At 73.1% G+C, this 14,806-nt stretch carries 17 protein-coding genes and 1 pseudogene; 14 read left to right on the top strand and 4 right to left on the bottom strand.

Annotated features, from left to right (window positions below):
• Window positions 1–13: 13 nt before the first annotated feature.
• On the top strand, window positions 14–784 hold the full coding sequence (locus tag D7I47_RS02920; protein WP_120761657.1) for an SDR family oxidoreductase: 771 nt from the start codon (window positions 14–16) through the stop codon (window positions 782–784).
• A gap of 24 nt (window positions 785–808) precedes the next feature.
• A complete protein-coding gene (locus tag D7I47_RS02915; protein WP_120761656.1) occupies window positions 809–1,072 on the top strand; it encodes a hypothetical protein in 264 nt (87 codons plus the stop codon).
• Here the strand turns inward: D7I47_RS02915 and D7I47_RS02910 are convergent.
• Window positions 1,045–1,647 (bottom strand): ECF transporter S component, encoded by a 603-nt coding sequence (locus D7I47_RS02910; RefSeq protein WP_157981614.1) that lies wholly within the window; start codon window positions 1,645–1,647, stop codon window positions 1,045–1,047. The two genes, D7I47_RS02915 and D7I47_RS02910, sit on opposite strands and share 28 nt — an antisense overlap.
• Before the next feature lie 79 nt (window positions 1,648–1,726).
• Here D7I47_RS02910 and D7I47_RS02905 point away from each other — a divergent pair, with 79 nt between their 5' ends.
• The 4 genes from D7I47_RS02905 to D7I47_RS02890 are packed head-to-tail and all read left to right on the top strand — an operon-like array spanning window position 1,727 to window position 5,626.
• Window positions 1,727–2,305: an ECF transporter S component gene (locus tag D7I47_RS02905; RefSeq protein WP_120761654.1), complete on the top strand. Its 579-nt coding sequence runs from the start codon at window positions 1,727–1,729 to the stop codon at window positions 2,303–2,305.
• Window positions 2,302–4,017 (top strand): ABC transporter ATP-binding protein, encoded by a 1,716-nt coding sequence (locus tag D7I47_RS02900; protein ID WP_120761653.1) that lies wholly within the window; start codon window positions 2,302–2,304, stop codon window positions 4,015–4,017. Before D7I47_RS02905 ends, D7I47_RS02900 begins: the two co-directional genes overlap by 4 nt.
• Window positions 4,014–4,829, top strand: coding sequence for an energy-coupling factor transporter transmembrane component T family protein (locus D7I47_RS02895; protein WP_120761652.1), 816 nt, complete (start codon window positions 4,014–4,016; stop codon window positions 4,827–4,829). The genes D7I47_RS02900 and D7I47_RS02895 overlap by 4 nt, the downstream gene beginning before the upstream one ends.
• A complete protein-coding gene (locus D7I47_RS02890) occupies window positions 4,826–5,626 on the top strand; it encodes a siderophore-interacting protein (protein ID WP_120761651.1) in 801 nt (266 codons plus the stop codon). Before D7I47_RS02895 ends, D7I47_RS02890 begins: the two co-directional genes overlap by 4 nt.
• Before the next feature lie 111 nt (window positions 5,627–5,737).
• Here the strand turns inward: D7I47_RS02890 and msuE are convergent, their stop codons facing one another.
• A complete protein-coding gene (msuE, locus tag D7I47_RS02885; protein ID WP_120761650.1) occupies window positions 5,738–6,316 on the bottom strand; it encodes an FMN reductase in 579 nt (192 codons plus the stop codon).
• Window positions 6,317–6,510: 194 nt separating this feature from the next.
• Here msuE and D7I47_RS02880 point away from each other — a divergent pair, with 194 nt between their 5' ends.
• From D7I47_RS02880 to D7I47_RS02860, 5 genes and pseudogenes are all read left to right on the top strand, one after another.
• Window positions 6,511–7,062 (top strand): DUF4956 domain-containing protein, encoded by a 552-nt coding sequence (locus tag D7I47_RS02880; protein ID WP_120761649.1) that lies wholly within the window; start codon window positions 6,511–6,513, stop codon window positions 7,060–7,062.
• Window positions 7,062–7,820, top strand: coding sequence for a polyphosphate polymerase domain-containing protein (locus D7I47_RS02875; RefSeq protein ID WP_120761648.1), 759 nt, complete (start codon window positions 7,062–7,064; stop codon window positions 7,818–7,820). The genes D7I47_RS02880 and D7I47_RS02875 overlap by 1 nt, the downstream gene beginning before the upstream one ends.
• A gap of 22 nt (window positions 7,821–7,842) precedes the next feature.
• A complete protein-coding gene (locus tag D7I47_RS02870) occupies window positions 7,843–9,384 on the top strand; it encodes a carbohydrate-binding domain-containing protein (protein WP_120761647.1) in 1,542 nt (513 codons plus the stop codon).
• 23 nt (window positions 9,385–9,407) lie between these two features.
• A pseudogene (locus D7I47_RS02865) lies at window positions 9,408–9,823 on the top strand (pilus assembly protein CpaE).
• A 60-nt stretch (window positions 9,824–9,883) separates the two neighbouring features.
• A complete protein-coding gene (locus D7I47_RS02860) occupies window positions 9,884–10,255 on the top strand; it encodes a hypothetical protein (protein WP_120761646.1) in 372 nt (123 codons plus the stop codon).
• On the opposite strand, the gene D7I47_RS02855 is transcribed toward D7I47_RS02860, so the two are convergent.
• Window positions 10,227–11,600, bottom strand: coding sequence for an MFS transporter (locus tag D7I47_RS02855; protein ID WP_120761645.1), 1,374 nt, complete (start codon window positions 11,598–11,600; stop codon window positions 10,227–10,229). The genes D7I47_RS02860 and D7I47_RS02855 overlap by 29 nt on opposite strands.
• 63 nt (window positions 11,601–11,663) lie before the next feature.
• Complete coding sequence (locus D7I47_RS02850; RefSeq protein ID WP_120761644.1) at window positions 11,664–12,542, bottom strand: DUF4349 domain-containing protein; 879 nt, start codon at window positions 12,540–12,542, stop codon at window positions 11,664–11,666.
• 184 nt (window positions 12,543–12,726) lie between these two features.
• On the opposite strand from D7I47_RS02850, the gene D7I47_RS02845 reads away from it, so the two are divergent.
• From D7I47_RS02845 to D7I47_RS02835, 3 genes are read left to right on the top strand one after another with little or no spacing between them, the layout of a single operon-like run.
• Entirely contained in the window at window positions 12,727–12,927 is a 201-nt protein-coding gene (locus D7I47_RS02845; RefSeq protein WP_120761643.1) for a hypothetical protein, read from the top strand.
• A gap of 40 nt (window positions 12,928–12,967) precedes the next feature.
• Window positions 12,968–13,750, top strand: coding sequence for an alpha/beta fold hydrolase (locus tag D7I47_RS02840; RefSeq protein WP_120761642.1), 783 nt, complete (start codon window positions 12,968–12,970; stop codon window positions 13,748–13,750).
• 28 nt (window positions 13,751–13,778) lie between these two features.
• Window positions 13,779–14,765, top strand: coding sequence for an aldo/keto reductase (locus tag D7I47_RS02835; RefSeq protein WP_120761641.1), 987 nt, complete (start codon window positions 13,779–13,781; stop codon window positions 14,763–14,765).
• Window positions 14,766–14,806 lie beyond the last annotated feature (41 nt).

Raw genomic sequence — 14,806 nt, 5'->3', positions numbered from 1 at the left:
GTAGCCTTCCTCCATGGGCATCCTCGACGACTTCCGGCTCGACGGCCGGCTCGCGCTGGTCACCGGGGCGAGCCGCGGCATCGGCGCCGCGATCGCCGTCGCACTCGCCGAGGCGGGGGCGGATGTCGTGGGCGTCTCGCGCACGATGACGCCCGACGGTGGCGACACGGGCGCCGCGGTGCGCGCCGCGGGCCGGGAGTTCACGGGGATCGCCGCCGAGCTCTCCGACGCCCGCGGCGTCGAGGCGCTGCTGCTCGAGCTCGCGACCCTGGACCGCCCCGTCGACATCCTCGTCAACAACGCCGGCATCGCGGAGCGCAACCCCGCCGAGTCGCACGGCGACGCCCAGTGGGAGGCCGTGCTCGCGGTGAACCTGCACGCGCCGTTCCTGCTGGCCCGCGAGCTCGGCCGCGGCATGCTGGAGCGCGGACACGGCCGCATCCTCTTCCTCTCCTCGATGAACGCGTTCCAGGGCGGGCGCAACGTCGTCGGCTACGCCGCCAGCAAGGCGGGCGTGGGCGGCATCGTGCGCGCCCTCGCGAACGAGTGGTCGGATCGCGGGGTCACCGTCAACGCGATCGCCCCCGGCTACGTCGAGACGGAGCTCACCCTGGGCGCCGACGGCGACCCCGAGCGCATCGCGGCGCTCACCCCGCGCATCCCCGTGGGCCGCTGGGCGCGGCCGCGGGATCTCGCGGGCGCGGCCGTGTTCCTCGCCTCGGACGCCTCGGCGTACGTGACCGGCGTCACGCTGCCCGTCGACGGCGGCTGGCTCGTACGCTGAGAGGGTGACGAGCGGGAGACGGCGATGACGACACGACGTGACGAGGAGTCCGTCGACGGCTTCAGCCGGGGCAACGACTTCGCGGGCGGCGGGTTCTTCAACCGCCTCAACCGCCGGCTCTTCCCGTGGCTCGGTCCGCCCCCGCTCGGCCCCTACGACCAGCCCGCGCCGGTGCCCGCCCGGGATCGCGCGTGTCCGCTGTGCGGCGCGCTCATGTCGGAGCACGCGAAGGGTACGAGCGAGGACGGGCGCACCCTGCTCTACTGCCCGGCGACGGCCTCCGACTGAGCCGCGGGAGCGGCATCCGCCGTCGGCTTCGGGCCGGTGTACGAGATGCCGCGCGTCACGCCCGTGCGCTCGACGGCGCGCGCGATCGCCCGGCCGAGCAGCGTGCCCACGACCGCGCTCACGAGCAGCAGGGCGATGAAGGTCGCCTGCGCCCAGGGGGCGAGGGAGGCGACGTCGAGGCTGCGCCACGTGACGAAGCCGTAGAGCACCGCGAGCACGACGGCCGCCGAGAGGAAGATCGCCGGATGCCAGCGCCGGTACAGCAGCACGGCGAACGGCAGCTCGAGCAGCACCCCGATCATGAGCATCGTGATGACCGCGGCGGCGCCGTTCGGCGAGGCCGGGATGGTCACGAGCCCCGCGACGAGCGCGCTCAGCACCCCGGCGCCCGGGCGTCGCAGCAGGGCGAGCGCGACGACGACCGGCAGGATCCAGACGCCCACCACGGGCGCGTACAGCAGCGGCACCCCCTTCGCGACGGTCGCGGCGTACAGGTTCGCCGGGATCAGCAGCAGCCCGCCGGCGACGCCGATGGCGGCGCAGCTCAACAGGTATCGGGTCGTGAAGCGGCCCACGGGGGTTCTCCTCGGTCGTGATGGTCGGATGGCGCGCTAGAGTTAGCGTTGCCTTACCTTAGTCAAGGACCCACCCGTCATGCGCAACCCCTACTCGACCCGCGTCTTCCTGAGCGCGGCCGCCATCGGCGCCGCCGGCGGCGTGCTCGCGATCGCCCTCAACTGGCTCTTCATCGCCCTCAACACGACCCCGATCGCGACCCTCATCATCGTCGCGGTCTTCGGCCTCTGGGTGCTGCCCGGGATGCTCTCCCAGGTGCTCTTCCGGGTTCCCGGCATCGGGCTGTTCACGCTCCTCGTCGCCTCGCTCGTCAACGCACCGTTCACCCCGTACGGCGTCGCGCAGATCTGGAGCACGGTCATCTTCGGGCTCATCCTCGAGCTGCCGTTCGCCGTCACCCTCTACCGCTTCGGCTCGCGACGCATGTTCTGGATCGCGCACCCGCTCTCGCAGCTGCTCGTCATCCCGTTCTACGTCGTCGGCTTCGACCTGGGCGCCTTCGCCTGGTGGGTGCTCGCGATCTTCGTCGTGCTGACGCTCGCGAGCGCCGCGTTCTTCACCTGGCTCGCGCAGTTCCTCGCCGGGCGGCTGCAGGCGGCCGGCGTGGCCCGCCCGCGGCGTGCGGTCGTCACGCCGCCCCCGGCATCCGAGGGATGAGCGCGCCGCCGCTCGCAGCCGCGGGGGTGCGCATCCGCCACGACGGTCGCGACCGTTGGACCCCGGACGGGGCGGACCTCGCGGTCGCCGCGGGCGAGGTCGTGCTGCTGCTCGGGCCCTCCGGCTCCGGCAAGTCGACCCTCGCCCTCGCCCTCGACGGGCTCGTGCCGCACGCCGTGCCCGCGGACCTCGAAGGCGTCGTCACCGTGTCGGGCATCGACACCCGTGCCTCCACGCCGGGCGCGCTCAGCGCGCACGTGGGCATGGTCTTCCAGGATCCGGACAGCCAGCTCGTGACGGGCACGCTGCTCGACGAGGTGTGCTTCGGCCCCGAGAACCTGCTCGTGCCGGTGGAGGAGGTGCTCGCCCGCGGCGAGGCGGCCCTGCGCCGCGTCGGCCTCTGGGAGCGGCGCGCCGAGAGCCCCGACCGGCTCTCGGGCGGCGGCAGGCAGCGGCTCGCGATCGCCTGCGCCCTGGCCATGCGCCCGCACGTCATCGTGCTCGACGAGCCGACCGCCAACCTCGACCCGGTCGGCATCGAGGAGGTGTACGCGGCGCTCGCGGAGGTCGTCGCGGCGCACGAGGTGGCGATCGTGCTCATCGAGCACAACCTCGACGCCGCCGTCTCGCTCGTCGACCGCGTGGTCGTGCTCGACCGCGCGGGGCGCACCGCCGCCGACGGCACGGTCGACGAGGTGCTGCGCGCCCGGGCCGAGGAACTGCACGCGCTCGGCGTCTGGCTGCCCGTCGCGACCCTCGCGGGGCTGCGGTTGCGGGACGCCGGTCTCCACCTCGATCCGCTGCCGGTGACCCCCGGCGAGCTCACGGCCGCCCTCGACGCTCTGCCGGCTTTGCCGCCGCCGCGCGCGGTGCCGGATGTCGCATCCGCCGGCGACGTCGTCGTGCGGGTCGCGGGGCTCAGCGTGGAACGCGGCCGCCGCGCCGTGCTGCACGGGGTGGACCTCGAGGTGCACGCGGGGGCGTTCCTCGCGCTCGTCGGCGAGAACGGCGCGGGCAAGACGACGCTGCTGCAGGCGATCGCCGGCGTGCAGTCGCCGCCGCGCGGGCACGTCGACCTCGCCGGACTCGACCCGGCCCGTGCCGACGTGCGCGCCCTCGCGCGCACCGTCGGCTTCGTCTTCCAGAACCCCGAGCACCAGTTCATCCGCCACACCGTCGCCGAGGAGCTCGCACACGGACTCCAGCTGCAGCGGATGCCGGAGGCCGAGATCGCGCGCCGGGTCGACGGGGTGCTCGAACGCTTCGGACTCTCCGACGCGCGGGAGGTGCACCCCTTCCTGCTCTCGGGCGGGCAGAAGCGGCGCCTCTCGGTGGGCGCGGCGCTCATCGCGGGCGCGCCCGTGCTCGCGCTCGACGAGCCCACCTTCGGGCAGGACCGGGAGCGCGCGGCCGAGCTGCTCGACATGCTCGCGGGACTCAACGCGCAGGGCACCACGGTGCTCGTCGTCACCCACGACATGCAGCTCGTCGCCGACTACGCGAGCCACGTCGCGGTGCTGCGCGAGGGGCGGCTGCTCGCCCACGGCACGACGCGCGAGGTGCTGGCGGGCGACGCGCTCGAGCAGGCCGGGCTGCGGCATCCGCCCCTCGCCCGAGCGATGCGCGGACTGCGGCACGCCGAGTGGCGCGGCGTCACCCGGCTCGCCGAGCTGCCGGGCGCCCCCGAGCGGTCCGCGGAGGTGGGCGGATGACGGCCGTCGTCGACCCCTACGCCGCGGCCGCCCGCGTGAGCGCCGTGCGGTTCCTGCACGGCCTCAACCCGCTCGTCAAGCTCGCCGCCCCGCTGCCGGCCATCGTCGCGCTCGTGTTCAGCCGCGACCTCGCCACCCCCCTCGCCTTCGCCGCACTCGGCTACGCCCTGCTGCTCGTCGGGGCGCGGCTCACCGCGCGCAGCGCCGCCCTGCTGTTCCTCGCCATCCCGCTCACCGCGCTCGTGCTGTCGCTCAGCTTCGGCCTGTGGATCGACGGCTCGCGCGTCGACGACGCGGTCGTGCTGCTCGCCGTGGGCGACTACCGCTTCACGCTCGGCATGTGGCAGGTGGGCGCGGCGACGGCCCTCCGCCTCGCCGCGATCGTCGTGCTGTCGCTCACCGCGGGCCTCACCACGACGGGCCCGGATGTGGCGCGCTCGCTCGTGCAGCAGCTGCGGGTGCCGTACCGCGTCGGCTACACGGCGCTCGCGGCGTTCCGCTTCGTGCCGCGCTTCGCCCACGAGCTCGAGGTGATCCGCCAGGCGCACCGGGTGCGCGGCATGACGGGGGGACGCGGGCCCATCGCGGCCGTACACCGCTGGTTCGGCTACGCCGTGCCGCTGCTGGCGGGCGCCATCCGGCACGCCGAGCGGGTCGCCCTCGCGATGGACTCGCGCGCGTTCGGCGCCCACCGCACCCGCACCGAGCGGCACCTCGTGCCGTTCCGGCTGCGCGACATCGCCTACCTGATCCTCGTCCCGGCGGCGACCGCCGCCCTCCTCCTCACCATCCCCACCCTGGAGTTGCCATGAGCTTCCGCGACGCCCGTAAGTACGACACCCACGCCCTGCTCGAGGTGGTGCGCACCGAGCAGGTGAGCCCCCACATGGTGCGGGTGACGGTCGGCGGCGACGACCTCGCCGAGTTCCCCGACCACGGCTTCGACCAGTGGTTCCGGCTCTTCCTGCCGCGCCCCGCGCACGACGACGCCCTCGGCCGGCTGCCGAAGAAGGTCGACGTGCTCGGCACCCTCAAGTTCATGGGCATGTCCGCGGGCGCCCGTCCCGTCATGCGCTGCTACACCGTGCGCGAGCTGCGCCGCGAGCAGCGCGAGCTCGACATCGACTTCGTCGTGCACGGGGATGCCGGGGTCGCCGCGCCCTGGGCCCGCGCCGCCCAGCCCGGTGAGCGGCTCGCCATCATCGACCAGGGACCCGGCTACGACCTCCGCGAGGGCATCGACCACCACCTGCTCGTCGCCGACGACACGGGCCTGCCGGCCGTGCTCGGCATCCTGCGCTCGCTGCCGCGGCACCACCGCGGCGCGGCCTGGATCGAGATCCCGGATGCCTCCGACGCCCAGCCGCACGACGCCCCCGACGGGGTCGAGGTGCACTGGGTGGTGCGCGAGGACGGGGCGAAGGCGGGCGACACGGTGCGCGCGGCGGTGCAGGCGGCGCCCGTGCCGGACGAGCCGTTCACCGCCTACCTCGTGGGCGAGCAGGCGCTGCCGACGTCGCTGCGGCGGTGGCTCGTCACCGAGCACCACGTGCCGAAGGACCGGATCGCGTTCGTCGGCTATTGGCGGCTCGGTAAGGCGTACATGTAGTCGGCACTTCGTGCCTCCACTGACTCGGCGGTCGCTTCGCTCGCGCCGAGCTGTATCGCCAGAGGATGTGTCCAGAGCCCGCTTCGCGGGCTAGAGGCCGGGCGTGCGCTGCTAGACGACCAGGGGTTCGCGGGCGGCGGCGTTCGCGGCGAGCTGGCTGCGCACGAGGGGGAGGGCGCGCGAGAGCGAGGTCTCGATGCGCTCGCCGAGCTCGTCGCCCGTGACGACGTAGTCGGTGAAGTCGCGCTCGTTGGCGAAGATGCCGAGCGGCAGCGTGAGCGCCTGGAAGAAGCCGAACAGCGGCCGCATCTGGTGCTCGACGAGCAGCGCGTGGCGGTCGGAGCCGCCCGTCGCGGTCAGCACGACGGGGGTGTCGACGAGCGCGTACTGCCCCACGTAGTCGAAGAACAGCTTGAACAGCCCCGAGTAGGTGGCGCGGTAGGCAGGCGAGCCGACCACGAGCACATCCGCCGTCTCGACCGCGTCGAGCGCCTCCTGCGCAGCCTGCCCCAGGTTCGGGCGGTGGCCGCCCGCGGCGAGCGCGGGGAGCACCGTGGCGAGCTCGATCACCTGCGCCTCGCCGCCGAGCCGCTCGGCGAACGCCTCGGAGACCCGGCGCACGAGGGCGGTGGTGCGCGAGGGGTCGGTGGGACTGCCGCTCACCCCGACGACGCGGATGGTGTCGCTCATGCGTCTCTCCTCCGGGCCGCGCGGATCGCGGCGCCCTGCCGATCCTGTCACCGCGGTCGGATGCGGGGCCGCTTTGCGTCCCGAGGTTGCGCTTCGTGACTCCATGTTGCGCGGGACGCGCGTTCGTCCGATTCCCAGGAACGGCATAGGCGCGACCAGGGTGCGGGGGAGGCCCGGATGCGGTACTGGTCGACATGGAATCCCTGCTGCTCATCGCCGCCGACCTCGTCGCCATCGGCGTGCTCGTGTTCGCGCTCTACTTCCCCCGGCACCGCCGGCGCGACCTCGTGGTGGCGTTCCTCACCGTCAACGTGGGCGTGCTCGCGGTGTCGATCGTGCTCGGGAGCTCGTCCGTGGGCCTCGGGATCGGGCTGGGCCTGTTCGGCGTGCTGTCGATCATCCGGCTGCGCTCCTCCGAGATCGAGCAGCACGAGGTGGCCTACTACTTCGCGGCTCTCGCGCTCGGCCTCGTCGGCGGCCTCGGCTCGGGGGCACTCGCCCTCTCGCTCGGACTCATGGTGCTCGTCGTGGCGGTGCTCGCCGTGGGCGACAGCCGGCTCGTGCTGCGCCGCTACCGGCAGCAGCTCGTGCGCCTCGACCAGGCCTACCCCGACGAGGCCGCGCTGCGCGCCGCGCTCGAGCAGACCCTCGGCGCCCGCGTGCACCGGGTGACGGTGCGCGAGCTCGACCTCGTCGACGACTCGACGCTCGTCGAGGTGCGCTACCAGGTGGGCGAGGCCCGCTGATGTCGCTCCTCGCCCCCGCATCCCTCGCCGCGATCGGCCTCGACGAGCTGCTCGAGCTCGCCGCCCTGCAGACCCGCATCGACCGCAAGTACGTGCTGCCGCGGGCGGATGCCGCGCGCATCCTGGCCGCGCTCGACCCGGAGACGCGGGTGCTCGAGATCGACGGCGCCCGCGGCTCGCTCTACGAGTCGGTGTACTTCGACACCGACGAGCTGCTGAGCTACCGGATGGCGGCGCTCGGCCGCCGCCGCCGCTTCAAGCTGCGCACCCGTTCGTACCTCGACACGGGGGCCGCCTACCTCGAGCTGAAGACGAAGGGCGCCCGCAGCGCGACCGTCAAGGACCGCCTCGCCTACGAGATCGCGCACCGCGACGAGCTCACCGCCGAGGGCATCGCCTACGCGGCGCCGACGCTCGACGAGCTGGGCCTGGACGACCCGGCCCGCCTCCAGCCCACCCTCGTGACCCGCTACGTGCGCGAGACGCTCTACCTGCCCGGCTCCGGCAGCCGGGCGACGGTCGACACCGAGCTCGGCTGGGAGGACGCCGCCGGCGACCGCCTCGTCCTGCCGCAGCTCGCGATCGTCGAGACGAAGTCGGCCGGCGCGGCATCCGAGGTCGACCGGATGCTGTGGCGTGCGGGGCATCGCCCGTCGACCGTGTCGAAGTTCGGCACGGGCCTCGCGGCGCTGCGCCCCGAGCTGCCCTCCCACAAGTGGAACCGCGTGCTGCGTCGGCACTTCGCGCACGCCGCCTGACCCCTCCCGGAAGGAGACCCCCATGCCCACCCGCAGAACCTCCGCCCTGCTCTCGGCGGCCGCGCTCGCCGCGGCCCTCGGCCTCACCGGCTGCGCCGTCGCGGCGACCACGACCCAGGACGGGTCGACCCGGACCGCCTCCGAGATCGCGACCCCCGACGACCTCACGGCCGAGGCGATCCTCGCCGCGAACTCCGACGCGACGACCGTGAACGACGACGAGTGGGACGCCTCGACGGCCGTCGACCTCGCCGTATCCGCCGACACCGTGACGATCACCGAGGCGGGCGTGTACCGGCTCTCGGGCGACTACACGGGCGGGGTCGTGGTCGACGCGGGCGACGAGGCGCAGGTCGTGCTGATCCTCGACGGGGCCGAGATCTCGAACGCCGACGGCCCCGGCATCCAGGTCACGAGCGCCGACGACGTCGGCATCTTCCTCGAGGACGGCAGCACCAACACCGTCTCGGATGCGGGCACGGGCTACGCCGACGACGCCGACTTCCACGCCGCGATCGCCTCGGACGCCGACCTCACGATCTCGGGCACCGGCGCGCTCGAGGTCGACGCGGTCGACGACGGCATCTCGACGAGCGACGACCTCGTGATCCTCTCGGGCACGATCGCGGTGACCGCGGGCGACGACGGCCTGCGCGGCCACGACGCCCTCGTCGTGAAGGACGGCGCCCTCACGGTCGACGCGGGCGGCGACGCGCTGACGTCCGACCAGGACGGCGACGAGACCCAGGGCTGGATCGAGCTCGCGGGCGGCACCCTCGACCTGACGGCGGGCGACGACGGCCTCGACGCGCAGACCGACATCGTCGTGACGGGCGGCGCGCTCACCGTCGACGCCGCGGACGACGGCCTGCACTCGGAGGTCGTGCTCGCGATCGAGGGCGGCGAGGTCACGGTCGCGAACGCGAACGAGGGCATCGAGAGCTTCACGATCTCGATCGCCGGGGGCACGATCGACGTGACCACCTCGGACGACGGGCTCAACGCATCCGGCGGCACCTCGAGTGGCGGCGGCATGGGCGACGGCGGCCAGCTCCTCTCCCTCTCGGGCGGCACCCTCACGGTGAACGCGCAGGGCGACGGGCTCGACTCGAACGGCTCGATCGAGATGACGGGCGGCGACGTCGTCGTGCAGGGGCCGACCGCCGACGACAACGGCGCGCTCGACTCGAACGGCAGCTTCACCATCTCGGGCGGCACGCTCGTCGCGATCGGCAGCTCGGGGATGGCCGAGACACCCGACGCCGACTCCGCGCAGGGCTTCGTGTCGATCGGCGTCACCGGTTCCGCGGGCGACGTCGTCGAGGTGACGGATGCCGACGGCACGGTGATCGCCGAGGTGACGGCGTCGAAGAGCTTCGGCAACATCGTCGTGAGCACCGCGGAGGTCGTCGACGGGCAGAGCTACACGGCGACCGTGAACGGCTCCTCGGCCGGCACCGGCACCGCGGGCGAGGCGTCGAGCGGATTCGGCGGCGGTGGCGGCATGGGCGGCGGGGGAGGCGGCCAGCGCCAGGGCGGCGGCGGATCCGCGCCCCGCGGCTGAGCCGCATCCCGCAGACTGGAGGCATGATCTCGACGCGCCTCGCCCTCGAGCTCCGGATGCCGGGCTCGTCTGGACCCCGGCATCCGGCGACGCGTTCCAGCTCGAGGGCGGCGAGTTCGAGGGCGACGTCTTCACGGTGAGCGACATGACGATCGAGGCGCACCACTACCCGACCGGTTCGGTGCTCGGCTTCAACGGCACGACCGAGTGGGCGCTCGACTCGGTGGCCCTCGACGACGCGCTCTGGCTGCCGCGCGAGGAGCAGCTGCGCGAGCTGCTGCGGGGCTCGTTCCGCGGCCTCGAGCGGGTGCCGCAGGGGGCGGGTGCGATCTACCGCGTCACGACCGAGCGGGCCGGCATGACGACCGTCTTCGAGGCGGACGACGCGACCGAGGCGTACGGCGAGGCGCTGCTCGCGCTCATCCGCGCCGCGGCCTGAGCCCGGCTCCCCGGGCGCGCCCCTGCCGCCCCCGCGCCCCCGCGGTGCACAATGGGCGCCATGGAGATCCCCGCGCTCGCCCCCTCGGTCGTGGTGCCGTTCCGCGTCACCGTCGGCGTCACGCTCGTCACGGCGGTCGCGGGCATCGGGCTCGCGATCTACGACCTCGTCGACTCGGGCTGGGACACGAGCTTCCTCTACGCGACGGGCCGCAGCCTGGTGTTCCTGTTCATCGCGATCGCCGTGTCGATCGCGCGCTGGCCGGCCGGTGCGGTGCTCGCGGCGGCCGCGCTCGCCCTCGTCGACGTGCTCGACACGATCGTCGGCGTCATCCGCGGCGACGCCCTGCATATCGTCGTGCCGCTCGTGCTCGCGATCGTGACGGCGGCCGCCGCGGTGTGGCTCAGCCGGGCGATCCGTCGCTCCCGCTGATCGCCGCGCGCGGGGCGGGTGCCTGCGGTATCTCCGCGGCCGGCACCGACGACTGCTCGGCGAGGTAGAGCCGCGAGATGCGCCGGTAGGAGCGCGTGAAGAACGCGCCGGCCGCGGCGAGCACCATGACGAGCCCCGCGACGAGGAAGATGAGCGCGATGCCCCGCGCGGTGCCGTCGCCGAGCAGCCAGCCCCAGCGCGCCTGGCCCGCCTCCGACTCCATGTAGGGGATGACGAGGAACTCGGCGAGCGGCGCGACGAGGAAGGCGGTGAGGGGCGCCGCGGCCGACTCGAAGGCGGCCGCGAAGCCGAACACGCGCCCCTGGGTGGCGAACGGCACGACCCGCTGGATGACGGTCTGCTCGGATGCCTCGATCGCGGGGATGATCACCATGTACAGCCAGATGCCGCCCGCGTAGAGCCACCACCATTCGCGGATCGTGAAGAGCGCGCCGATGGCACCCATGACCATGACGAGCAGGAGCATCGTGCGGATGGGGTTGCGGCCGAGCCCGAACCGCGCGACGAGGAGCCCGCCGATGATGAAGCCCGTCGAGGTGATCCCGAGCACGACGCCCCACCACGCGACGGGGAACAGCTGCAGGCCGTACGGGTCCATGAGGGCCATGTAGACGCCGCCGATGAGGTTGTTGAAGGTCGAGAAGACGAGCAGCGCGAACAGGCCCGTCGCGGCCCGCACCGCCGCGATGCTGCCGCGCAGGTCGATGAGGCCCGTGCGGCCCGGATCGCGCGCCGGCTCGTCCTCGGGGATGCGCAGGAACAGCAGGTGCACGAGCGCGCCCGCCGTCAGCACGAGCGAGATGGCGAGCGTCCACCCCATGCCGAGGAAGCCGACCGAGAGCCCGCTGAACACGCTCGTGACGGTGAAGGCGAGCCCCTGCACGGTGCCGACCATGCCGTTGGCGTTCGCGTGGCGCTCGGGCGGCACGAGCAGGGTCACCGTCGTGGCGAGGGCGATGTTGCGCATGTTCTCGACGACCGCGCCGATGAGGATGATCGTCGTGAAGAACCAGAACGCCGGCCCGCCGATGTCGACGAGCTGCGACTCCGGGTAGAGCAGGTAGAGGCCGCCCGCGATCCCGAAGGCGACGAGCGTCACGACCCCCGCGAACAGCATCACCCGGTGCTTGCGGTGGCGGTCGACGATCGTGCCGAACGCCATCGAGAACAGCGCGACGAGCAGCATGTAGGCGCCGCCGATGATGCCCGTGGCGAGCACCGACCTCGTCTCGAGGTAGACCCAGAACGTGAGGGCGAACCACAGGTAGCTCGTCGTCACGTTCGCGAGCGCCGTGTTGACGAGGATCTGCGCGAAGGTCCGCATCGCCTCAGGCTAGCCCGCGACCTCCGACATGTGAACAGCGTCCACATGTCGGAGGTCGCGTGGTCAGCTCGCGGTGGGCGGTGCGGTGGGCGGTGCGGCGCGGCCGACGCGCCGCGCGACGAGCACGACGACCGTGATGACGATGCCGAGCGTGACGAGCCAGGGCAGCCCCACGCCGAGGGCGACGGCGACGGCCGCCCAGAACGCGGCGAACCCGCTCCAGCCCGCGACGAGCCCCTCCCAGAAGTTCGTCGGGCCCTCGGGCGGCGGCGCGAGCGCCTCCGCGCGCAGCACGAGCGTGACGGTCGACATCGCGACCTGGTCGGCGAGCTCGCGCTGCTCGGCCTCGAGCGACTCGAGCTGCGTCTGCCGCTCGGAGATCGCCGACTCGAGCGCGAGCAGGTCGGCGGTCGTGTCGGCGTCGGCGAGCCACGCGGTGTAGCGCGCGATCGAGGCGCGCAGCGTCGTGATGCGCGAGTCGAGGTCGCGCTGCCGGTCGCCCACCCCCACGGTGTCGAACGCCGACTCGTCGACCGAGCCGAGCTCCTTGAGGTCGGCGCGCACCTGCTCGAGCTGATCGGCGGGGATGCGCAGGGTGAGCGTCGCGGATGCCGCGCGCCCGTCGCGGGGCGCGTTCTCGCTGCGCGCGTCGACCCGGCCGCCCGCCGCATCCGCGATCTCGGTGGCCCGCTCGGCGGCCGCGATCGGATCGTCGGCGGTGATGGTGACGGTGCCCGTGATGACGAGCGCCTGCTCCTGGCTCGAGGTGCTCTCGACGTCGGCGGTGCTGCCCGCGTCGACGGCCTGGGGTGCGTACTCGGAGGTGCCGCCACGGTCGGATGCGCTGTCGGCGCCGGAGGAGGCGGCGGAGCATCCGCTGAGGGCGATGCCCGCCGCGGCGAGCGCGGCGAGGGCTGCGGGGAAACGGGGGATGTGCCTCATGGCGTCACGCTAGGACCGCCCCGGATGCGAGCACCACCCAACTTTCATCACGATTCGGTCGTCCCGCGGTCACGATTCCGTCACGGGCTAGGCCGGTCGCGGGCCGCTGTCAACCCCGTGTCGCGCCCGCCGCATCCGGGCTTCGATGGGGCTACGAGATCCCACGAGGACAGAGGAGGACGACATGGGTTTCCTGGACGACGCGAAGGACGCGGCCGAGGCCACCGGCAAGAAGGTCGGCGACTGGGTGGACGACACCAAGGAGCGCGTGGAGGACAAGGTCGACGAGCTGCGCGCGGACGCCGACGTCAAGCGCGCGGAGGCGGAGCGCGACAGCGTGCACGCCAGGAACGAGTACAAGGAGAAGCTCCGCGAGGACGGCTGAGCGCCTCCCCATCCACCCCGTGCCCCGCTAGCCTCGGGGCATGGGGTGGAATCCGTTCCGGCGCGCACCGCTGCTCCACGTGGCCGACGACCGCGGCTCGGGGCCGGTGGTGGTGTTCATCCACGGCATCGCGTCGAGCTCGATCACCTGGACGAACGTGGTGCCGCTGCTCGAGGACCGCTTCCGGTGCATCTCGATCGACCTGCTCGGCTTCGGCGGCTCGCCCATCCCCGAGCACGCCGACTACACGCTCGCCGAGCACGTCGCCGCGATCGCCCGCACGGTCGCGAGCCTCCGGCTGCGGGAGCCGTTCGTGCTCGTCGGGCACTCGATGGGCGGGCTCATCGCGCCCCGCTACGCGGCGCGGCATCCGAAGCAGGTGCGACGCCTGGTGCTCGTGAGCCCGCCGATCTACATCACCCCGACGGCGCTGTCGATGGACCGCGACCGCAGCGTGCAGCAGTTCTACCTGCGGGCCTACAAGTGGCTGCGCGAGAACCCCGCGTTCACCATCAAGAACGGCGGCATCATCGGCGACATGCTCGCCATCCCGCGCTCGATGGACATCAACGAGCGCACCTGGGTGCCGTTCGTGAAGTCGCTCGAGCACACGATCGAGTCGCAGACGACCATCTCCGACCTCGCGGCGCTGCGGGTGCCGGTCGAGATCGTCTACGGCGACCTCGACGAGTTCAGCTCGCCCGGCGGGATGCGGATCGCGGAGCGCATCCGCGGCGTCACGGTGACGCGCGTGCGCGGCGCCGACCACCTCATCGGCAAGCGCCTCGCCCGGGCGGTCGCCCGATCCGTCGACGAGGAGTGACCGCGGGCGACGCCGTAGGCTCGCAGGCATGCAGCATCGCACGCTCGGCCGCACGGCCCGCACCGTCTCCGTCATCGGCCTCGGCACCTGGCAGCTCGGCGCCGACTGGGGGCAGGTGAGCGAGGCGGATGCCCGCGCCGTGCTCGACGCGAGCGCCGCATCCGGGGTCACCTTCTTCGACACGGCCGACGTCTACGGCGACGGGCGCAGCGAGTCGCTCATCGGCGGCTGGTTGCGCGACAACCCGGGCGCCGGCGTCACGGTGGCGACGAAGATGGGTCGCCGCATGGAGCAGCTGCCCGAGAACTACGCGCTCGCGAACTTCCGCGCCTGGACGGATCGCAGCCGTCGGAACCTCGGCGTCGAGACGCTCGACCTCGTGCAGCTGCACTGCCCGCCGACTCCGGTGTACTCCTCCGACGAGGTGTTCGACGCGCTCGATCTGCTCGTCGAGGAGGGCGTCATGGCGAACTACGGCGTCAGCGTGGAGACGGTCGACGAGGCGCTCACGGCGATCGCCCGCCCGCACGTGGCGAGCGTGCAGATCATCCTGAACGCGTTCCGGCTGAAGCCGCTCGACCGGGTGCTGCCGGCGGCCGAGGAGGCGGGGGTCGGCATCATCGCGCGGGTGCCGCTCGCGAGCGGGCTGCTGTCGGGGCGCTACACGCTCGAGACGAGTTTCGCGGCCGACGACCACCGCAACTACAACCGCCACGGCGCCGCCTTCGACCAGGGCGAGACCTTCTCCGGCGTCGACTACGCCGAGGGTGTGGATGCGGCGCGCTCGTTCGCGGTACTCGCGGCGGATGCGGGGCTCGCGCCCGCGACGGCGGCGCTCGCCTGGGTGGCGCAGCTGCCGGGCGTCTCGACGGTCATCCCGGGTGCCCGCAGTGTGGCGCAGGCGGAGGCGAACGCCGCCGCCGGTTCGGTGCCCGACCTCGGCGCGGCCTTCACGGCATCCGTGCGCGAGCTCTACGACCGCAGCTTCCGCGACGCCATCCACGCCCGCTGGTAGTCCCCGAAAGTACGTGCTTTTGGGGTGATTTCGCCCCGATC

Origin of the sequence: Protaetiibacter intestinalis (assembly GCF_003627075.1) — a bacterium.
GTDB classification, from domain to species: Bacteria; Actinomycetota; Actinomycetes; order Actinomycetales; family Microbacteriaceae; genus Homoserinibacter; species Homoserinibacter intestinalis.
Note: the sequence above shows the minus strand (reverse complement) of the source record. Positions and strands in the feature narration are given on the sequence as shown.